This window comes from Streptosporangium sp. NPDC005286, assembly GCF_040607515.1.
GTDB lineage: Bacteria > Actinomycetota > Actinomycetes > Streptosporangiales > Streptosporangiaceae > Streptosporangium.
The window spans coordinates 1-19574 of the sequence record NZ_JBEXGU010000172.1 but is presented as its reverse complement, the minus strand read 5'-3'; the positions used below and the strand labels follow the sequence as shown (position 1 = coordinate 19574).

General features: G+C 68.6%; 15 protein-coding genes and 3 pseudogenes. 4 read left to right on the top strand and 14 right to left on the bottom strand.

The window, feature by feature from the left end:
• A partial coding sequence (locus ABZU75_RS38325) for a type I polyketide synthase (protein ID WP_355565635.1) occupies positions 1–3131 on the bottom strand: 3131 nt, incomplete at its 3' end.
• A gap of 683 nt (positions 3132–3814) precedes the next feature.
• Here ABZU75_RS38325 and kstD point away from each other — a divergent pair.
• Positions 3815–5584, top strand: a complete 1770-nt coding sequence (gene kstD, locus ABZU75_RS38320; protein ID WP_355565632.1) for a 3-oxosteroid 1-dehydrogenase — start codon at positions 3815–3817, stop codon at positions 5582–5584.
• Positions 5585–5817: 233 nt separating this feature from the next.
• On the opposite strand, the gene ABZU75_RS38315 is transcribed toward kstD, so the two are convergent.
• Entirely contained in the window at positions 5818–6549 is a 732-nt protein-coding gene (locus ABZU75_RS38315; protein WP_355565629.1) for an SDR family NAD(P)-dependent oxidoreductase, read from the bottom strand.
• A gap of 69 nt (positions 6550–6618) precedes the next feature.
• Here ABZU75_RS38315 and ABZU75_RS38310 point away from each other — a divergent pair, with 69 nt between their 5' ends.
• Complete coding sequence (locus tag ABZU75_RS38310; RefSeq protein ID WP_355565626.1) at positions 6619–7218, top strand: TetR/AcrR family transcriptional regulator; 600 nt, start codon at positions 6619–6621, stop codon at positions 7216–7218.
• 81 nt (positions 7219–7299) lie between these two features.
• Entirely contained in the window at positions 7300–8049 is a 750-nt protein-coding gene (locus ABZU75_RS38305; RefSeq protein ID WP_355565623.1) for a Mut7-C RNAse domain-containing protein, read from the top strand.
• 61 nt (positions 8050–8110) lie between these two features.
• Here ABZU75_RS38305 and ABZU75_RS38300 read toward each other — a convergent pair whose 3' ends face one another.
• The 5 genes and pseudogenes from ABZU75_RS38300 to ABZU75_RS38280 all read right to left on the bottom strand — a co-directional run bounded on the left by ABZU75_RS38300 (position 8111) and on the right by ABZU75_RS38280 (position 11717).
• The gene (locus tag ABZU75_RS38300; RefSeq protein WP_350923953.1) at positions 8111–8305 is read right to left on the bottom strand and encodes a ferredoxin; all 195 of its coding nucleotides are present in this window, start codon (positions 8303–8305) and stop codon (positions 8111–8113) included.
• Positions 8306–8356: 51 nt separating this feature from the next.
• On the bottom strand, positions 8357–9583 hold the full coding sequence (locus ABZU75_RS38295) for a cytochrome P450 (RefSeq protein WP_355565619.1): 1227 nt from the start codon (positions 9581–9583) through the stop codon (positions 8357–8359).
• Between the two features lie 119 nt (positions 9584–9702).
• A pseudogene (locus tag ABZU75_RS38290) lies at positions 9703–9792 on the bottom strand (ferredoxin); the annotation flags it as partial.
• 48 nt (positions 9793–9840) lie between these two features.
• On the bottom strand, positions 9841–10500 hold the full coding sequence (locus ABZU75_RS38285; protein WP_355565616.1) for a TetR family transcriptional regulator: 660 nt from the start codon (positions 10498–10500) through the stop codon (positions 9841–9843).
• Positions 10494–11717: a cytochrome P450 gene (locus ABZU75_RS38280; protein ID WP_355565613.1), complete on the bottom strand. Its 1224-nt coding sequence runs from the start codon at positions 11715–11717 to the stop codon at positions 10494–10496. The genes ABZU75_RS38285 and ABZU75_RS38280 overlap by 7 nt, the downstream gene beginning before the upstream one ends.
• A 133-nt stretch (positions 11718–11850) precedes the next feature.
• On the opposite strand from ABZU75_RS38280, the pseudogene ABZU75_RS38275 reads away from it, so the two are divergent.
• Positions 11851–12099, top strand: a pseudogene (locus tag ABZU75_RS38275) (MFS transporter); the annotation flags it as partial.
• A 316-nt stretch (positions 12100–12415) separates the two neighbouring features.
• Here the strand turns inward: ABZU75_RS38275 and ABZU75_RS38270 are convergent.
• The 7 genes and pseudogenes from ABZU75_RS38270 to ABZU75_RS38240 all read right to left on the bottom strand — a co-directional run bounded on the left by ABZU75_RS38270 (position 12416) and on the right by ABZU75_RS38240 (position 19275).
• Positions 12416–13648: a cytochrome P450 gene (locus ABZU75_RS38270; RefSeq protein WP_355565610.1), complete on the bottom strand. Its 1233-nt coding sequence runs from the start codon at positions 13646–13648 to the stop codon at positions 12416–12418.
• Entirely contained in the window at positions 13645–14559 is a 915-nt protein-coding gene (locus ABZU75_RS38265) for an FAD-dependent oxidoreductase (protein ID WP_355565607.1), read from the bottom strand. The genes ABZU75_RS38270 and ABZU75_RS38265 overlap by 4 nt, the downstream gene beginning before the upstream one ends.
• 265 nt (positions 14560–14824) lie before the next feature.
• Positions 14825–15088 carry a hypothetical protein gene (locus ABZU75_RS38260; protein WP_355565604.1) on the bottom strand — a complete coding sequence of 88 codons (264 nt, stop codon included), beginning with the start codon at positions 15086–15088 and terminating at the stop codon, positions 14825–14827.
• Between the two features lie 105 nt (positions 15089–15193).
• Positions 15194–15530, bottom strand: a pseudogene (locus tag ABZU75_RS38255) (transposase); the annotation flags it as partial.
• Positions 15531–15570: 40 nt separating this feature from the next.
• Entirely contained in the window at positions 15571–16716 is a 1146-nt protein-coding gene (locus ABZU75_RS38250) for an alpha/beta hydrolase (RefSeq protein ID WP_355565601.1), read from the bottom strand.
• A gap of 10 nt (positions 16717–16726) precedes the next feature.
• Positions 16727–17428, bottom strand: coding sequence for a response regulator transcription factor (locus ABZU75_RS38245; protein ID WP_355565638.1), 702 nt, complete (start codon positions 17426–17428; stop codon positions 16727–16729).
• The gene (locus ABZU75_RS38240) at positions 17425–19275 is read right to left on the bottom strand and encodes a histidine kinase (protein WP_355565598.1); all 1851 of its coding nucleotides are present in this window, start codon (positions 19273–19275) and stop codon (positions 17425–17427) included. The genes ABZU75_RS38245 and ABZU75_RS38240 overlap by 4 nt, the downstream gene beginning before the upstream one ends.
• Between the last annotated feature and the right edge of the window lie 299 nt (positions 19276–19574).

The following is a 19574-nucleotide window of genomic DNA, read 5'->3' as shown; positions in this document are numbered from 1 at the left end:
TACACGCCGGTCCGGGTGCCGCCCAGCGACGACGGCGGGATCCCGGCCCGCTCCACCGCCTCCCAGGTCACCTCCAGCGCCAGCCGCTGCTGCGGATCCATCGCCAACGCCTCACGCGGCGAGATCCCGAAGAAGTCGCTGTCGAACCCGGCCGCATCGGCCAGGAACCCGCCTTGCTGCGGCAGCGTTGACAACGCGTCGAGATCCCAGCCACGGTCGACCGGGAACGCGGAGATCGCGTCGGCACCGGAGTCCATGAGACGCCAGAGCGCGGCCGGCGAGTCCACTCCCCCCGGCAGACGGCACGCCATTCCCACGATCACCACGGGATCGTCGTCGCCGGCTACCGGATCTTGGTTCACCCGGACCGGCTCCGATCCGTCGGCAAGAGCGTCCAGGTAGGACGTCAACGCCGCCGGAGTCGGATGGTTGTAGATCACCGTGGTGGACAGCGAGAGCCCGGTCGCGGCGACGAGTCTCGCCCGCAGGTCGGCCGCGGTGACCGAGTCGACGCCGAGTTCTTTGAACGTGGCAGTGGGGTCGAGGTCGGTGTGGCCGAGCACGGCACCGATCTCAGCGGCGACGATTCCGGCCATGTTCACCGCGGCCGGCCGCTCGGCCTTCTCCGGCTCGTCAAGCCAGTACCGCCGGCGCTGGAAGACATAGCCCGGCAACCGAACGCGGCGCCCGGCATCGAACACCGCGTGCCAGTCCACGGTGACGCCGTGGGTGTACGCGGTCGCCAAGGACAACAGGAACCTGTCGAGTCCTCCGTCGTCGCGGCGCAGTGTGCCCACCACCGAGACATCACCCTCTATCGAGGGCGTCAGCACCGGATGCGGGCTCATCTCCAGGAAGACCTCGTGCCCGGCGGCCTTCAGCGCATCCGTCGCCGCCTCGAACTCAACGGGCCGGCGCAGGTTGCGCACCCAGTAGTCGCCGTCCAGCACTTCGCTACCGTCCACCGTGGACTGGATGGGAATCCGAGGTTCCTGTGGTCGTATCGGAGCGAGCAGCTCGGCCAGCTCCGCCATGACAGGTTCGACCTGTGCCGTGTGGGAGGCGTAGTCGACACCGATCAGCTTGATCCTGACACCGGCTTGGGTAAGTTCGTCGACGAGCTGCCGCATCGGACCAGGTTCACCTGCCACGACGACGGATTTGGGGCCGTTGACCGCCGCGACCGAGATTACCGGCGGGAGCAACGGTCGCAGCTCGTCGAGGGACATCGCGACCGATGCCATCCTCCCGCGACCGGCAAGCCTCGCACCGATGACCTTGCTGCGCATGGCGACGACACGCGCACCATCCTCTATGGACAACACGCCGGCCACATTCGCTGCGGCGATCTCGCCCTGGGAGTGACCGACGAGCGCTGCGGGCTCGACACCGTAGGAACGCCAAAGCGCGGCGGCGGAGACCATGAACGCCCACAGCACCGGCTGCACGACGTCCACTCGGGCGAGCGCGGCTTCGTCGTCGAGCACGCTGAACGGATCCCAGGTCACGAACGATCTCAACGCCTCCGCGCAGGCGGTGTACTGCTCGCGGAAGACCGGTGACGTGTCAAGGAGTTCGGTCCCCATACCGACCCATTGCGTCCCTTGCCCAGGGAACACGAAGACCGGTTTCACCTCGGCACGGGCCTTGGCGCTGACCACGTTCGGTCCGGTAAGGGTGTCGAGAGCCCCCAGAAACTCGGTCCGGCTGGTTGCGCTGATCACCGTCCGGTGCGGGAACACGGTGCGGGTCGTCGCCAACGAGAAGCCGACGTCCGCGGGACTCAGGTCGGGACGGGACAGAAGCTCCGCGTGCAGGGCGCGGGCTTGGTCGCGGACCGCGCCCGCCGTCTTGCCCGACATCGGCCACAACAGCGGTGCCTCGACGGGGTTCTCCGGTGCGTCGGCCCCGCGCCCGGTCGACGAAAGCACGACGTGACAGTTGGTCCCGCCGACCCCGAACGACGAGACACCCGCCACCGCACCGTCTGGCAGCGGGGTGTTCTCTTGGACGACCTGGAGGCGCCAGGCGTCGAAGTCGATCTCGGGGTTGGGTTCGGCGAAGTTCAGGCTGGGCGGAATCATCCGGTGCCGCAGCGAAAGCACGGCCTTCAGGAAACCTGCCAGCCCGGCCGCGCCTTCCAGGTGACCGATGTTCGTCTTGACCGACCCGACCAGCAACGGCGAGTCCCGGCCCGGGGCGAAGACCGCGCCGAGCGCCGCCGCCTCGATCCGGTCGCCGACCGCCGTGCCGGTCCCGTGCAATTCCACGTAGTGCAGATCGCTCGGCGCCACCCCCGCCCGGCGACAAGTGGCCCGAATCACCGCCTGCTGCGCCTCACCGCGCGGCACCGCGAGCGAGTCACCGCCACCGTCGTTGTTCAGCGCGGTCCCCCGTATGACGGCGTACGCGTCGTCGCCGTCCTCCCACCGTTTGAGCACGACACAGACGCCGCCCTCACCGCGCACGTAACCGTTGGCGCGAGCGTCGAAGGTGAAGCATCGCCCGTCGGCGGACAGCCCACCGAACTCCTCGACGATATTGGTGCTCTCCTCGGCCATGATGAGGTTCACGCCGCCGACCAGGGCGATCTCGCTCTCGCCGCTCCGCAGACTTTCGCACGCCAGGTGCAAGGCGGCCAATGACGAGGACTGCCCGGTGTCGACGGTCAGACTCGGCCCGTTGACACCCAGGAAGTACGAGAGGCGGTTGGCAATGATCCCGCGGCCGATTCCGGTCAGCGAGTGGTGGCCGATGCGCCCGGCGCGGTGGCTCAGATACGCATAGTCGTCGGCCATCGCACCGACGAAAACGCCGGTCGGCGTCCCTTTGAGGACACCTGGGATGATTCCGGCGTCTTCCAGCGCCGCCCAGCCGAGTTCGAGCATGATCCGCTGCTGCGGATCGGTGTACCGGGCCTCTCGTGGGGAGAGTCCGAAGAAGGCCGCGTCAAAAGCCGCCTTGTCCGCCAACCGTCCCGCCCACCTCGGCCCACCGTCACCGGTCCGTTCGGTGACCGCGTCGACCCCACCGGTCAACAAGTCCCAGAACGCCGCTGGACCATCGGCCTGAGGCAACCGACAAGCAAGACCCACAACAGCTATATCCGCCGAAGTCGCCAGTTTGCTCATGGGGTTGTCTCCAAGGGGCTGGCCTCAGTTCATGATCTACTTTCCCCGGGATTGTAAGGACGGTGTATCTAGGGCAATGCCTAGTTCTCATTCGGTCCTGAATACCGACCCGAGTTCAACAGATAATTGCTCTGTTGGGGTCATGATGGGCTCGTTTGCGCAGCTCAGCACGTGAGGGCCTATCGGGGTGGGCGAATTCTCCTGGGGGCACGCTTCAGTCGGAAATGCTGCGTCGACCTGGGTTTTCCCTGTATGGCCCAGTGCTGCGTTCGTCTTTGGCTGGATAGATTCGAGGTAGTGGGTGCCGAGTCAGCCACTCGAATGTGGCTTGCCATGCCGAAGTTCCTTCTCGCCCGCTCTTTGGGATTACTCGTCGCCACACGGGACCGCTCGATCAGGCCCCTCTCCATGATCAGAGGATATGCCAAGGGCGCCACCCGAAAATGGGAGCGACGGCGACGAAGCAGGGCGGCCCGGCATGGCGGAGGGACGACAGCGACGGGAACCACAGTCGGCCGGACGCCCGATGGCGGACATCCGGATCCGTCAAGATCGACGCCGTCCGCCGTTGACAGGTATACCAACCAAGCGCATGATTGGCACTTCGAAATAGAACACGTTTCAACAGCAGGTACCGGGCGCGAGGTGCCGTCAAGGCCGTTTCTCATGCGAAGGGTCTTCGAATGCCTGCTCACAGTTCCCATCCGACCCGCCGGCAGGTGCTGCGCGGCGCCGCCGCCGGCGCCGGGATCGCGTTCGGCTCAAAGATAATCGGCAGTGTCGCCGCCCATGCGGATATCGCTGACGCGCCGGAGTATGACGTCGTGGTGGTCGGGGCCGGGGCAGCCGGGATGACTGCTGCGCTGGTGGCGGCAGAGCGAGGGCTGAACACGCTCGTGGTCGAGAAAGCGGCCAAATTCGGCGGCTCGGCGGCCCGGTCAGGTGCGGGGATCTGGATACCGAACAACCAGGTCATTCTCGCCGCGGGGGTACCGGACACCCCGGCCAAAGCCGCCGCCTATCTCGCGGCGGTCGTCGGGAGCGAGGTGCCCGCAGGCCGGCAGGCGGCGTTTCTCGACAACGGCCCCGCCATGATCTCTTTCGTGATGCAGAACAGCCCGTTGCGCTTCCGCTACATGGAGGGCTACTCCGACTACTATCCCGAACGGACCGGCGGCCTGCCGAACGGCCGATCCATCGAGCCGGACATGTTCGACGGGAATCTCCTCGGCCCGGAACTGGCCAACCTGAACCCTGCCTACATCCCGGTTCCGAACGGCCAGGTAGTCTTCAGCGCCGACTACAAGTGGCTCAACCTCGCCCTGGTCAACGCCAAGGGCGCCGCCATCGCGCTCGAAACCTACAATCGCTGGATCAAGGCCACCGCACAGGGCAAAAAACCGCTCACCATGGGCCAATCGCTGGCCGGAGCGCTGCGGGCCGGACTGCTGCAGGCCGGCGTGCCGGTCTGGCTGAACACCCCGCTCGTCGATCTACGCGTCGACGCGGGCCGGGTCACCGGCGTGCTGGTGACCCGCAACGGCACGCAGACCCTGCTCAAGGCCAAGTACGGGGTCGTGGTCGCCTCGGGCGGCTTCGAGCACAACGCCGGCATGCGCAACCGATATCAGCAGCAGCCCATCGGCACCGATTGGACCATCGGTGCCGCCTCCAACACCGGCGACGGCATCTTGGCCGGTCTCGCGACCGGCGCCGAGGTCGCGCTGATGGACGACTCCTGGTGGGGGCCGGTGATCCCGCTGCCCGGCGAACCGTACTTCTGTCTGGCCGAGCGCACCCTTCCGGGCAGCATCATCGTCAACCAGCAAGGCATGCGCTTCGTGAACGAAGCCGCGCCCTACAGCGACGTGGTCCATGTCATGTACCAGAAGAACGCCACGGCGCCGGACATCCCCTCCTGGATGATCATCGACCAGAGCTACCGCAACCGCTACCTTTTCAAGGATCTCGCGCCGACCCTGCCGTTCCCGGACGCGTGGTACGGCAACGGTGCCCTCGTCAGGTCGAGCACGATCGCGGGTCTGGCGGCCAAGATGGGCGTCCCCGCCAATACTCTGCAGGGCACGATCAGCCGCTTCAACAGCTTCGCCGCGACCGGCAGGGACCTCGATTTCAAGCGTGGCAACAGTGCCTACGATCACTACTACACCGACCCGGCGGTCATTCCCAACTCCTGTCTCGCCCCGCTGTGGCTTCCGCCGTTCTATGCCTTCAAGATCGTCCCCGGTGATCTCGGCACGAAGGGCGGAATGGTCACTGACGACAAGGCCCGGGTGCTCTCTCCGGCCGCTGCGGTCATCCCCGGCCTCTATGCGGCCGGCAATGCCAGCGCCGCCGTCATGGGCCACAGTTACGCCGGCGCCGGTTCCACCATCGGCCCCGCCATGACGTTCGGCTACGTCGCCGCCAACCACATCGCGGACAACCGCTGAGCAAGGACGGTCACGCGGCGATCCGGGGTTCCCATGTGCAGGCGGCCTGAAAAGGCGCGGAGGTCGGCCTCGGCCTACCAGCCTGCCGCCGGTGACGTGGTCCACGTTCACACCGTGCCCCACCCCCGGCGAGTGCCACTCGAACCGGGACAGCACGCGCCCCGGTTCCTGCCCGACGTCCACCTGGGCACCCTCGCGCGACGGCTATTCCGAACAGGTCACGAAAAGCGGTGCTACCCGTCGCGCGTCACCCGGTAGCTCAGCCGCGGACTCACCCGGTGCAGCGCGTTGAGCAGCCTGATCTTGCCCACATAGACGTGGTCGCGATTTCGGTCGATGGCGCGGGCGATGGCCCGGGCGGCGTCCTGCGGGCTGATCTTTCCCCTGCCGCGGCCCGCGGTCATGTCGGTGTCGATGAGCGGCAGCATCGCCTCGGTGACCGCCACTCCCGATGCCGCGGCCTGTTCCTGGTAGCGCAGGCTCCGGGTGAAGGTGCGCAGGCCCGATTTCGTCGCACAGTACACCGCGGCACCGCGCTTGGGCGCGATGGCCAGCCCCGAGGTCACGTTGACGATCCGAGAGCCTGGCCGGGCCCGTAGCAACGGCAGGCAATGTGCCGTCAACCGCAAGGGTCCGGTCAGGTTGATCGCGATCTCCCGGCTGATGCGATCGCACCCCTGGTCCGGTGTCAGGTCTCCGAGTTCGTAGACGTCCTGGACAGCGGCATTGTTGACCAGCAGCGACAGCTCGCCCAGGCGGGTCGCCGCCTCGGCGAGAAGACGTAGTTGCGTCACATCGGCGAGATCGCACGGGACTGCCGTGACCTGCGGCAGGGCGGCCGCGACACGGGCCAGAGCGTCGGCGTCCCGACCGCACAGCAGCAGCCGATATCCGCGCCGTGCCAGCTCGTGCGCCAGTGCGGCACCCACTCCGCGCGACCCTCCTGTGATCAACGCCAGGGGCATGACACGCTCCTCTCACCCTGCTTCATTACGTCCGTGTATCGTAACGTATCTAGGTGAGAAGATAAGCCCATGCGTGACATCGACCGGCCGCGCGGCGGCAGACCCCTCGACAGTGACGCCTCTCAGCGCATCCTGCGGGCCACGCTCGAAATCGTCGCGGAGAACGGGCTGGGCAAGACGACCATCGAGGCCATCGCGCGCCGCGCGGGCGTGGGCCGCCCCACCGTGTACCGACGCTGGCCCGACATCGCCCCGCTGATCTCCGACGCGGTGGACATGGCCTTCGCCCAGGTGAGCGAGACCACCGAGGAGACCGACGACGTCGCCGCCGCCCTGGAAACCCTGCTCCACAAAAAGATCACCGTGCTGACGACCACCCTCGCCGGAGAGTTGATCAGACAGCTCGCACCGCATTTCGCGGCCGACGACGCCCTGGGAAAGGCCCTGTCGCAGGCTCATCAGCACCAGCAGGCATCCTTGGCACCCATCATGGAAAGGGCCCAGCGAGAAGATCGGCTGAACCTGCCGAGCGTCGCGCTGGCCACCGAGGCCGTGCTGGGCATCATCTACCTGCGCCTGCTGACCGCGCTGCCCCCGCTCCACCCCGAACAGGCAGCGGAGCTGGCCGCGCTGGCCATAAGCCCGCGTTCAGAGTCGACGCCAACATAGATCACACAGGCCCGGGTCACAGCCGTCACCCATCCCGCACCACGGCCTCGAGGCGCCCGCGGAGGATGGCATGCTGAAAGTGTGATCGAATCTGACATCCGCCTGCATATCGCCCCCGAGTTGCTCCTGTTCCTGCCCGCGCGCCGGCGAGGCGAGTGGCAGCGGGTGGCGCCCGACGGGACATCGACGCTGGGGCATGTCGTGGAGTCACTTGGCATTCCGCTGCCGGAGGTGGGGCCCTTGACCGTCGAAGGCGCGGAGGTCGGCCCGTCCTACCAGCCCGCCGCCGGTGACGTGATCCACGTTCACGCCGTGCCCCGCCCCCAGCGAGTGCCGCTCGAACCGGGACAGCAGGCGCCCCGGTTCCTGCTCGACGTCCACCTGGGCACCCTCGTGCGACGGCTCCGGCTGCTGGGCGTGGACGCGACCTACCACAACGACATGGACGACCCCTCCCTGGTCGTCGAGGCGAACCGGGAACGCCGCGTGCTGCTGACCCAGGACCACGGCCTGCTCTGCCGCCGGGCGCTCTGGCTCGGCGCCTACGTACGAGGCAACAAGGCGAACGATCAGCTCCGTGACCTGCTGGAGCGATTCGCGCTACCGCTGCGGCCGTGGACCCGCTGCACGGCCTGCAACGGAGAGTTGATACCCGTCGAGAAACACGAGATCGACCGCCTGCTGGAGCCCGGGACCAAGCGCTCCTACGACGTCTACGGCCGATGCTCGGAATGCGGCCAGGTCTACTGGCGCGGCGCGCACAGCGAGCGCCTGGAAGAGATCATACGATCGGCCATGCGCACGGCTGACCTGGGTCCGGAGAACGGCTGAGCACGGCGCGGCGGCACGGAGATCGAGAACCATGGCGCAGCGTCCGGAGTCGATCTGCCCGTCACTCCTCGATGTGGATGGCCAGCGCCGGGCAGACCACTGCGGCGTGCCGGACGTCGGCGGCCTGTTCCGCCGGCGGGTCCGGGTTGAGCAGCACGACGATGCCGTCCTCGTCACGCTGGTCGAACACGTCCGCGGCAGCGACCACGCACTGTCCGGAAGCGACACACTTGTCCTGGTCGATGGTCACCTTCATGAGATCCTCCTGGTTATCGGCGTAGTCGGTTGTCTGCCGTGCGAGGGAAGGTCACCAGGTCACGGGGAGTTCGTAGACTCCGTAGACGGACCCGTCGTGCTTGAACGGGATCTGGTCCAGATCCGCGGCCGGCCGCAGGGTGGGGATGCGCCGGTAGAGGGTGCTGTAGACGATCTGCAGTTCCAGCCGGGCCAGCGACTGGCCCAGGCACTGGTGCACTCCGAAGCCGAAGGCCACGTGGCGGCGGGCGTCGCGCTGGATGTCCAGCCGGTCGGGGTCGGGGAACGCCTCGGGGTCACGGTTGCCGATGTCGTTGGCCAAGATCAGCCCGTCGCCGGCGCGGATGAGCCGCCCGGCGATCTCGATGTCCTCCAGCGCCACCCGGCGCCGCCCGTTGTGCGTGATGTTCAGGTAGCGCAGCAGTTCCTCCACCGCCGAGGCGACCAGCCGCTCATCGCCTGAGTCGCGGAGGAGGGCCAGTTGGTCGGGGTGTTCCAGCAGGGCGAGCGTGCCGAGCGCGATCATGTTCGCGGTGGTCTCGTGCCCGGCGATCAGCAGCAGCACCCCCATCTGGGCCGCTTCCTGCCGGGACAGTTCCCCGGTCCTGATCCGCTCGGTCAGCCCGGACAGCATGTCGTCACCGGGGTTGGTGAGCTTCTCGCCCAACAGGTCGTTCAGGTAGCCGGCCAGCCGGCCGAGGGCGGCCGACCGCTGCTCGGGCGTCGCGTCCCGCTTGATGACGGTCTTGCTGTTGTCCTGGAAGAAGTCGTGGTCGGCGTACGGCACACCGAGCAACTCGCAGATCACCAGTGAGGGCACCGGCAGGGCGAACGCCTCGACCAGGTCGACCGGTTTCGGGCCGGCGAGCATGTCGTCGATCAGGTCATCGACGATCTTCTGCACGGCCGGCCGCAGCGCGGCCACCCGCCTGATGGCGAACGGCGCCGTCACCATCCGCCGCAGCCGAGCATGCTCGGGATCGTCCATCAGGATGAAGCTGACCTTCGACGAGCCGTTGACGGGGGCCGAGCTCGGGTAGCCGGGCCGGGTGACGTCGGCGCTGACCCTCGGGTCGGCCAGCAGTGCCCGTTGCTCGGCGTAACGGGTCACCAGCCACGGGGTGCTGCCGTCCCACAGACGGACCTTGGCGAGCGGTCCCTCCTGCTGCTTGGCCCGCAGAGTCGGGGGCGGGTCGAACGGGCAGCCCGCCGCCCGGGCCATCGGGTACTCCGGAGTCTCCGCGGGGTGCTCACTCGCCGGATTCAACGTACTGGTCATTGATTCCTCCAATGGAACCCGTACCGCGACATGTTCGCGGCAGGCGTTGATGAGCACTTCCCCTCCTGAAGGGGCAGTGGTCGTCGCCGAGAGCGGTGTCGGACCGGCGTCTCTCGGCTGTCATCGCAGGGCTGATCGAGCACCTCCGGTGCGATCAGCACGCACTGGCCGGCACCGCGGCATTTGACCTCGTCCACAGTGACTTTCATGGTCAGCTCCTCCTTTGCCCGCGATTCACCGAGGCGCGACGGCTCCCGTCATGGGCAGGGCGTGACCGGTGCCAGCCACAGCCCGACGAGCGCGTCGATCAACCCGGTCGCGGCGTCGTGCCAGCTGGACCGGGGGGTGGGGGTGTCCTCCGCGAGAGCGCGCTCACGCTCGGCGTACATGTGCACCATCAGCTGACGGGCCATGTCACCGCGCTCGGCACGCACCTCGGCCGGCAGTTCGGGAAGGCAGCGGTTCAGCCCGTCGAGGACCTGGTGCAGCGACGGCGAGGTGAGAGACTCGTCGACCATGATTTCGCGGAATGCGGGGTCGGTCATCACCTGGGCACCGAACCGGGCATACCACGTGAGGTCTCCCAAGGCGGCCAGATGCTCGGCGCTCGGGCGCACCAGGCAGGCCACCCAGTCCCGCACGTTCGAGCTGTCGCCCATCTCGGCCAGCATCCGCACGCGTACCCGCTCGATCTGCTCGGCGTGTTTGCGCACGATGGCACGGACCAGATCGGCCTTGGTCCCGAAGTGATAGCCGACCGCGGCGTTGTTTCCCTGCCCCGCGGCCTCACTGACCTGACGGTTGGAGACGGCGAACACCCCGTGCTCGGCGAACAACCGCTCCGCCGCCACCAGGATCGACTCCCGCGTCGCACCGGCCCGCTCGGCCCGGGCGGTCCTGCCGGCCATGGTCACCATCGCACCGGAACCTCGCGCAACCCGCCGACGACGAGCCCCTCGACCTTGTGCAGCTCTTCCACCGGAACGGCGAGTTCCAGGGAGGGAAGCCGGCGCAGCAGCACCTCGAGCACGACCTGCAACTCGGTGCGGGCCAGTGCCTGCCCCAGGCACGAGTGCGCGCCGACACCGAAGGCCAGATGGGGGTTCGGGCTGCGGCCGAGATTCATCTCGTCGGCACCCTCGAAGGCACTCTCGTCGCGGTTGGCCGCGGCCATGCTGCACACCACGGTCGTCCCAGGCGGTAGCAGGGTCCCGGCGACCTCGATCTCCTCACCGAGATAGCGCGGCATGCCGAATCCCGGGTTGGCGTCGAACCGCAGCGCCTCCTCCACCGCGGAGCGCACCAGCGACCGATCCGCCAGGAGCCGCTCCCAGCGCCGCCGGTCGGCCAGCAGCATCGCCACCATCTTGCCGATCATGTTCGCGGTGGTCTCGTGTCCGGCGACCAGCAGACCCTGGCCGGTGGCCACCAGTGTCGCGTCGGACAGCCGCTCGCCGTCGGCGTCGGCGCCGGTGATGAGCTCGCTGAGCAGGTCCTCGCCCGGTTCCGCGTGCTTGGCGGCGATGTGGGCGGCCATGTACGTGACGAACTCGGCCTGTGCCGCGTCGATCTCCGCCTGCGTGTACCGGGTCAGGTTGAGCAACGTGTCGGACCAGTACGCGAACCTGTCCCGGTCCGAGTCCGGGACCCCGAGCAGGTCGCAGATCACCCACACCGGCAGCGGGAAGCCCAGGCTCGCCTTGAGGTCCGCCGGCCGGCCCCGCTCCAGCATGTCGTCGACGAGCCGCTCGGCCATCGCCTCCATCCCCGGTCGCAGCGCGGCCATGCGCTTGACGGTGAACCATTTGCCGATCATCCGCCGCCACCGCTTATGCCCCTCACCGGCTTGCGGTATCGACATCGACATCTCATCGTTGAACAGCCCGCCCGACTCGTTGGCCGAGATCCGGGCCGCGTCGTCCGCGCGCGTCGGCCGGGTGAACCGCGGGTCGGACAGCACCCGCCTGACGTCCTCATAGCGCGTGACCAGCGACGCCTCGTCCCCGCTGGGCAGCGTCACCCGCGCGACCGGACACCCCTGCCGCAGTCGCGCCCATTCGGCCGGCGGCTCCAAAGCCGCCTCGCCGGGAATCGGATAGCTCAGCTTCGGCCCACCGTCACCCTGACTCACCATGCCCCCTCGGAACCGACCTTCGAGTCACGATCAGTCAACCGATGTTGTTAACTTAAGTCAAGCAACTGACTTAAAACCTGTCTAAAATCTGTCAGACCATCCGCACCCGTACTGTCAGGCCGGAGATTTCGCCATGCCCCATGCCGAACCTGCCGTGGCATCCGTCCCGCCGCGGACGAATACCGTCGTGGTGGTGCCGGCCCTCGCCGGGATCGTGGTCTCGCTGATGCAGACCCTGGTGATCCCCCTGATCCCCCAGTTCCCCAGGCTGCTGAGCGCCACGGTGTCCGACACCACCTGGGCGATCACCGCCACGCTGCTCGCGGGCGCCGTCGCGACGCCGGTGGTGGGACGGCTGGGAGACATGCACGGCAAGCATCGATTTACGCGCCACATCGCTCAGCAGGCCACGCACATACCGCGCGCCCCACCGCCGCTGATCAGTACGGGCGAAACAGGAGAACACCTCAGCGGCAAACGTCTCCAGTCGCGCCCGCACGGCCTCGAGTCCTTGAGGGGCCATGTTTCCTCGCCCCCAAAGCAGGTGACATACCGTCTCTTACCCGAGGTAACCAAGTCCTACTAGTGCTCGGGGCCGCAGTCGGGCGCCTGGGCGAAGACCTTGCCCGTAGCCGGGTCGATCACGTCGAACATCCCGGCCGCCGGCACATTTACACCGTTGATGATCATGCCATTCCTTACCAGGTAACCGGAAGCCTGAACACACCGTTGATGGGCGACCAGATCTTGAAAGGGATCTCCTCGACCGGCACCGCCAGGCTGAGTGTCGGAATCCGGCGCAGCAGGGTCTCAAAGATGACATGCAGCTCGACCCTGGCCAGCGGCTGGCCGATGCACTGGTGCACCCCGTGGCCGAAGGCGAAGTGGTCGCGCGCGCCGCGGTGGATGTCGAAGGTCGCCGCGTCCGGATAGTGGGCGTCGTCGCGGTTGGCGGAGATGTTCAGCGGGATGATCCCGTCCCCGGCCGGAATCACCTGACCGCCGATCTCGATGGGCTCGGCGGCGACCCGCAGGACGATCAGGTTCACGATGGTCAGGTAGCGCAGCAGTTCCTCGATCGCGGCCGGGATGAGCGCCGGGTTCGCACGCAGTTCGGCAAGCTGGTCCGGGTGCTGCAGCAGGGTCAGCGTACCGAGCGCGGTCATATTCGCGGTGGTGTCGTAACCGGCGAGGACGAACAGCAGGCCGGTGTTGAGGATGTCCTGGTGGGTGACGGTCCCCTCGCGGGCGGCCCGGACGAGCTGACCCAGGATGTCGTCGCCGGGGTCCTCCTGAGCCTGCTTCTCGGCCACGACCTCGGCCGTGTACGCGTTCAGGTCCTGGATCGCCTGGAGGAAGCGCTGCATGGCCTGGGGGTCGGTGACGTCGCTGCCGTTCATCAGTGCCTCGGTGACCTTGTTGAAGAACACGCGGTCCTCCGCCCGTACGCCGAGGATCCAGCTCAGCACGGTGGACGGCACCGGCAGGGCCAGGTGCTCCACCAGGTCGACCGGGCGCTCCGGCCGGGCAAGCATCGCGTCGATGGTCTTGTCGACCAGGCGCTGGATGTCGGGGCGGAGCGACTCCACCCGCTTGACCATGAAGTTCTTCGACAGCAGGCGGCGGAACACGGTGTGCTCCGGCGGGTCCATCCGGAGGAACGGGCGCTCGTGCTCCGATGGCTGGTAGCCGAGGCTGGGGAACCCGGGTTTGCGGGTGTCGGCGCTCACCCGGGGGTCGGCCAGAATGGCCCGGACGTCGTCGTAGCGGGTGATCAGCCAGGCCTGCTGGCCGCTGATCAGCGTGACGCGGACCACCGGGTTCTCCGCGCGCAGCTGGGCGTAGGCGTCCGGCGGGTCGATGACCGGCCGAGGCCAGGGGAATCGCTGGGCCAGGGTCTCAGCGAGGGTTGAGGACTGCGTCTCTGTCATGGTCGCCTTCTTCGGCTTGTGGGGGGGTCCCCGGCCGCCAGCTCCTGCCGGTAGCGGCGCGCGGATTTCGGGTCGTTCCAGGTGAGGACGGCGTGGGTGCGGCTGCCCGCCCGGTAGAGGACGGTGAACCGGTCTCCGTCCAGGTCGCCTTCGGCGACGACGAGCTCGGCGTGGGATGGGATCACGCCGTGGATCTGGATCTTCGTTTCGTACTGGTCGGTCCAGGAGTATGGCATGGGCGCGAACACGGCAACATCCCCATCCAGGAGGTTGCGCGCGGCGGCGATCCCCTGCTCGGTGGCGTTCATCCGATGCTCAAGGCGCATGCGGCCGTACCGGGGGTGGAGTCCAGGATGCGACGTCGCCGGCGGCGTACACGCCGGGGGCGGCGCGGCAGTGGGCGGCGCAGACGATCCCGTCGGCCAGCGGCAGGCCCGAGGAGCGCAGCCAGGCCACGTTCGGCGTGGATCCGCGGCGACGAGCACGCAGTCGGCCGGCTCGACCGTGCCGTCGTCCAGCGCGACGGCGGTGACGCGGCCCCGCTCGCCCGTGATGCCGAGCACGCCGGTTCCCATCCGCAGCCGTACGCCTTGGGCGCGGTGCAGTTCGGTCACCCGCCCGGCGAGCGTGGCGCCGAGCTGCCGCAGCATGGGCGCCGGCAGCGGATCGACGAGCGTGACCTCAGGGCCGAGTCCGCGGGCGGTGGCGGCGACCTCGGCGCCGAGGAACCCGGCCCCGACGATCACCAGCCGCGGCCCCGCCTCGAAGGCCGCCCGGAGCGCCATGACGTCACGGTCGTCCCGCAGCAGGTGGACTCCGGCCAGGTCGTGCCCGAAGGGCAGCCGCCTCGGCTCGACGCCGGTGGCGACGATCAGGCCGTCGAAGGGCACCCGCCCGCCGTCGCCGAGCACGACCTCTCCGGCGGCCAGGTCGGCCCCGGTAGCGGGACAGCCGGTGCGAAGGTCGATGTCGAGGGCCGCCTAGTGCTCCGGCGGACGCAGGGCCACCCGGCCCAGGTCCCAGGTTCCCGCCAGCACCTGCTTGGACAGCGGCGGCCGGTCGTAGGGGGCCCGGGCTCGCCGCCGAGGAGGGTCAGGCGTCCGTCGTACCCCTCCCTGCGGATGGTCTCGGCGGCGGCGAGACCGGCGCTGCCCGCGCCGGCGACCACGATCGACCTCATGAGCCCGGCAGTAGGACGGGCTTGATCGTCGCACCGCTCAAGGAGTCACGCTCGGCATCGTTGATCTCGCCGAGCGGGTAGGTACGGATCAGGCGGTCGAACGGGAAGCGGCCCTGCCACCACAGGCTGATCAGCTCGGGGATGAAAATTTGCAGGAGGCCAGGGCGTCCGCGCAGTGGGCCCGCAGGTCGTCGCCTGCGGCTGGATGGATCACGGCCAGCACCCGCTGGGCCGATTCCGGGGTAGGCGGCACCGATCACCGCAATGTCGGTGACCGCCGGATGGGAGATCAGGTGCTACTCGACTCGGTGGGGTGGATGTTCACCGCCGGACAGGATGAGGTCGCCGATCCGGCCATTCCTGGGCTGCACCCCAGCCGACCGGGTGCCCTTCCTGACGAACCCGGTCTCATCCACGATCAGCACTCCGCTCGGATCCCCAAGCTGCTCGATCAGGTAATCACGCAGGTCAACACGGACGTCCCGAGGATCCCACCGCACGTTGTTCAGCAATCGCCGCATCCGATGAGGCTGGGAATCACCTGCGGCCTCCGCCGGTTGCCAGCCGTTCTTACGCTCCACCGGCGCCAGCAGCCCCCGTCAGGTACGCCCGCGCCTGCCGACGCGGCTCCACCCGCCCGAACAATCCATCCAGCCCCGCCGCCCAAGACTGCAGATCCTCAGACGTCACCACATCCGACATAAACCAAACTATAGATCGCGGGGCATGACTGTAGTACTGGCTAGGGCGTAGGTAGCTTTCTCCCGAGGAGGAAGGCCGTCAGAAGCTCGCGGTAGAGGTCAGGACGGCCGTTGGCGATGGAGTGCCCTGCGCCGGGCACGTAGAGGAATGTCGAGTTCGGCAGAGTGCGCCGGTATTCGTCGGTGACCTGCCACTTGAGGTAGTCGCACTGGCCGCGCACGATCAGCGTCGGCACGTGGACCCGGCGCAGCTTGGGCCTGGGATCAGGTACGGTCTCCGCGTCTGCGGAGGTGACCTGGTTGACGTAGAAGCCGGGCTGATTGGTGTGCGTGGGCGCGGGCGCCGCCCCCGGGCAGCCGGTGGCGTCCTTGGCGGAGATGAGCAGTTCGCGGAAGTAGGCGTCCGCCTCGCGGTCGGGCACCATGCTATGCGCGGCCGCCGGGTTGAGCCCGAGCAGGACGTTCTGGACGAGGAAGCGCAGCGAACCGTCGGGCCCGTCCCCGTTGCCCCAGGGCGAGCCCACGCCGTCGGGATAGGCAGGCTCCCAGATCGCTCCCGGCGAGGTCAGCACGGCCCTGGCGACACGGCCGGGATGGGCCGCCATGTACGCGGCCGCCAGGGTGCCGCCCCAGGACCTGCCGACCAGGATCACCCGCTCGGCGCCGAGCGCGCTGCGGACGGCGTCGAGATCGGCGACGTGCCTGGCCACCGTGTAACCGCTGACATCGTCGAGGCGCGTGGAGCGTCCAGCGCCGAGTTGGTCGTAGGCATAGACGTCGAACCCCTCACCGGCCAGTTCCCGCCCGCCCTCCGGGACCCCCTCACCCGGTGTGCCGGGACCGCCGTGCAGGAAGATCACCGGATACGGTCTGGCCGTACCCCTGGCCGGTTCGCTGACGTAGGCCAGGCGGGAGCCGGTGGGCAGGTCCCAGAACCGCACACCCGCCGGAATCACCGGCACCGGCGCGGGAAACGGGAGCAGGACGGTGACGGCGGCGATACCGCAGAGCACAACGGTGACACCTACGACATACAGTGCTTTTCGCGCGACCAGCCATGTGATCGACACGATCGAGACGGCGGCCGCTCCGGCGAAGACCGGGTACACGGGCACGACCATGGCGACGCCGAAGAAGATCAGCGGCGAGAGGATCAGGGCGAGGACGGCCCCCAGGACAAGCTTCATGGGATCAACGCTAGGAAGGTGAGGAGGCCGGTTCTTCCTCCGTCAGGATGGGCTGCTCCCCCCGCCGCGCGGCGGGGCGGACCAGGCCCGTCTCGTACGCGGCGATGGTGGCCTGAAGGCGGTTGCGTACGCCGAGCTTGCCGAGGATCACCGCGATGTGGTCCTTGACGGTGGCCGGGCTGATACCGAGCACCGCGCCGATCTCGGCGTTACTCAGGCCGGTGGCGACCTGCTTGAGCACTTCGGTCTCGCGCGGCGTGAGCACGCCCGTGCTGCCGTTGTACGGCGGCGGCTCTTGCGCGAATCGGTCGATGAGCCGCCTCGTGATGCCTGGGTCGAGCATGGCGTCTCCGGCTGCGACCACCCGGACCGCGTCGATCACCCGCTCGGGCTCCGCGTCCTTCAGCAGGAACCCGGCGGCGCCGGCACGCAACGCGCCGAAGACGTAGTCGTCCAGCCCGAACGTGGTCAGCACCACCACCCGCGTCCCGGGCACCTCGGCGGTGATGCGCGCCGTGGCCCGCAGGCCGTCGAGGCCGGGCATCCTGACGTCCATCAGCACCACGTCGGGGCGCGACTGGAGAGTCAGCTCGACCGCCGCCTGCCCGTCGGCCGCCTGACCCACCACGGTCATATCGCGCTCGGCGTCCAGGACGGCCGCTATGCCCGCCCGCACGACCGCCTGATCGTCGGCGACAAGAATGGTGATCATTCGGGTAGCCATACCCGTATCGTGCCATCAGCCATGGTGATCAGTTCCCCCCCGACCGCGTCGGCGAGGTCTCGGAACCCGGCCGTGGCCTTGCCCTCGATGCTCACGCCACCGTTCAGGTAGGCCACGGTCACCTCGTCGCCGTGCTCGAAGAACTGCTCTGCCGCTCTGAACGCGGCCACCTGGACCGCCGGGTCCACCTCGCGGCGCTCGCCCGTGAACTTGACGATGGCGCCCTTGCGGGAGGCCAGCGCCGCTACTCCGGCCAGCGTAGGGGCCGGATCTCCCATCTCGCCCAGCTCTTCGAGCAGGTCTCTGAGTGTGGTGAGTCCACCCCTGGCCTCGGCCAGCGCGTCGGCGAGCCGGCCCGCATCTGCCGCCGCCACGACCGCCTCCACGTGGCGCATCGCCGTACGCCGCAAACCGCCCGCGATCCTGTCCCGCTCCGTTCGTACGGCTGCCGCCGTCAGCTCACCCGTCGCCGTGCGCGCCTGCGCCTCCCCGACCGACCGCCGCGCCCGAATCGTCGCGACGGCCGCGCCAAGTGCCCAGGCGGTGACGGCGAGCACGGTGACGCCCAGGCCCAGCACCACCCACGCGCCCAGCCGGTTGCCCGTGATCCCCGGGCCGGCCGCCAGCGCCAGCCCACCTACCGCCGCCATGCCCAGGCAGGCAGGAAGGCCCTTCCTGCTTAGTCCGATGGCGTAGAGCAGCGCCAGTTCCACCCACGAGCACCACAGGAACACATCTCCCGCGGGCGGTACGGCTCGCGTCGCCACCAGCACCGGGTAGATCGACAGCGCCACCGCCAGCGCGAAGCCGGGTGCCCGTCTGCGCCAGCCGAGCGGTAGTGCGTGGAGGGCGCAGAGGGGAAGGAGAAGCAACAGGTCGGCGGGGTCGCTGTCGAGCAGGCTGGTCCCGACCGACAATCCGACGGCCAACGCCGCCAACGCCCAATCCGCCCCCCGTCTCCCCCGCCACCCGTCCTTCCTCCCCCGCCCCCGTGTCGTCATCCGGAAGGACGCCACCACGGCCCACCCATCACCCCGGGGGCCGGCGGTCAGCGTTCCTCCGCACTCGGCCGCGGCCGCCCTGAGCCCGGCCAGCCCCTTTCCCGCCCCGAGGCCGTCCTCCGCCCTGCCGCCTTCCCCGGCCTGGTTGATCACCGTCACCAGCAGGTCTCCGTCGGTAGCGGCGAGCTCCACCCGCACCTGCGCGCCCGGCGCGTATCGGGCGGCGTTGGTCAGCGCCTCCCGCACCACCCGGTACGCGACCGCCGCCACCTCCTCCCGCACCTCGTCCACCGTCCTGCGGTACACCACCCCGGGTCCGGCCAGCGTGTCGACGTCGGCCAGCCGTGGCACCCCGGGAACACCATCCGTGAGCGCGGCCAGTTCCCTCACCACCAGCCGCCCCTCAGCCGCCGCGTGCTCCAGCGCAGACGCCACCAGCCGCGCATCCCCCAGCCGCAGCGCTGAGGCCGCGCCGACCACGATGCCGGTGAGCCGATGAGCCGCGGTGTCGTGCAACTCGCCGGCCAGCCGAAGCCGCTCCACCGCGGCAGCCGTCGCGGGCACTGCCTCAACCCCGGCCAGAAAGGCGGCGAGCGCATCCCGCTTGGCAAGGACCCGCCGCCGCCACCGCCCCAGCGCCCACGCCACCGCAGCCAATCCGGCGGCCAGCAACAGGCTCCCGACGACATCACGGACCCGCCACCCCGGAAAGCCGGAGACCCCACCCGTAATGACGACAAAGGCAAGCGCCACCACCCCGGCCACCTCCGCGGTGCGCCGTACAGCCGCGCCGTACACGATCAGCATGGCGAGGACGAGCGCAACCCACTGCATGGAGGTCAGGAGGGTCCGAGGCGGCGGCAGGCCGAAATCCGGGTGTCCAGGACGACCAGCCTAATCACCACGACGGCCGCAACCAGGATCCGCCGACTTCTACCGATACTTACGCCCCCCATCGTGCATGAGTAGCACATCTTCATTCAGCACCATTCTCGGGGTCTGAGGAACATCGGAACTGTGACCGGGAAGGTTCGCCGGTCACAGCACCGGGTGTCCCGGGGCCGACCCTTGAGACGCCGAGAATGGTGCTGAATGAAGATGTGCTACTCATGCACGATGGGGGGCGTAAGTAT

What these genes read in the sequence shown, in the direction of transcription:
- ABZU75_RS38315 (WP_355565629.1), bottom strand. Translation starts at nt 6,549, where the DNA reads ATGCCCCTGGCGTTGATCACAGGAGGGTCGCGCGGAGTGGGTGCCGCA.
- ABZU75_RS38250 (WP_355565601.1), bottom strand. Translation starts at nt 16,716, where the DNA reads ATGAAGCTTGTCCTGGGGGCCGTCCTCGCCCTGATCCTCTCGCCGCTG.
- ABZU75_RS38270 (WP_355565610.1), bottom strand. Translation starts at nt 13,648, where the DNA reads ATGACAGAGACGCAGTCCTCAACCCTCGCTGAGACCCTGGCCCAGCGA.
- ABZU75_RS38285 (WP_355565616.1), bottom strand. Translation starts at nt 10,500, where the DNA reads ATGGTGACCATGGCCGGCAGGACCGCCCGGGCCGAGCGGGCCGGTGCG.
- ABZU75_RS38295 (WP_355565619.1), bottom strand. Translation starts at nt 9,583, where the DNA reads ATGACCAGTACGTTGAATCCGGCGAGTGAGCACCCCGCGGAGACTCCG.
- ABZU75_RS38310 (WP_355565626.1), top strand. Translation starts at nt 6,619, where the DNA reads ATGCGTGACATCGACCGGCCGCGCGGCGGCAGACCCCTCGACAGTGAC.
- ABZU75_RS38245 (WP_355565638.1), bottom strand. Translation starts at nt 17,428, where the DNA reads ATGATCACCATTCTTGTCGCCGACGATCAGGCGGTCGTGCGGGCGGGC.
- ABZU75_RS38280 (WP_355565613.1), bottom strand. Translation starts at nt 11,717, where the DNA reads ATGGTGAGTCAGGGTGACGGTGGGCCGAAGCTGAGCTATCCGATTCCC.
- ABZU75_RS38300 (WP_350923953.1), bottom strand. Translation starts at nt 8,305, where the DNA reads ATGAAGGTGACCATCGACCAGGACAAGTGTGTCGCTTCCGGACAGTGC.
- kstD (WP_355565632.1), top strand. Translation starts at nt 3,815, where the DNA reads ATGCCTGCTCACAGTTCCCATCCGACCCGCCGGCAGGTGCTGCGCGGC.
- ABZU75_RS38240 (WP_355565598.1), bottom strand. Translation starts at nt 19,275, where the DNA reads ATGCAGTGGGTTGCGCTCGTCCTCGCCATGCTGATCGTGTACGGCGCG.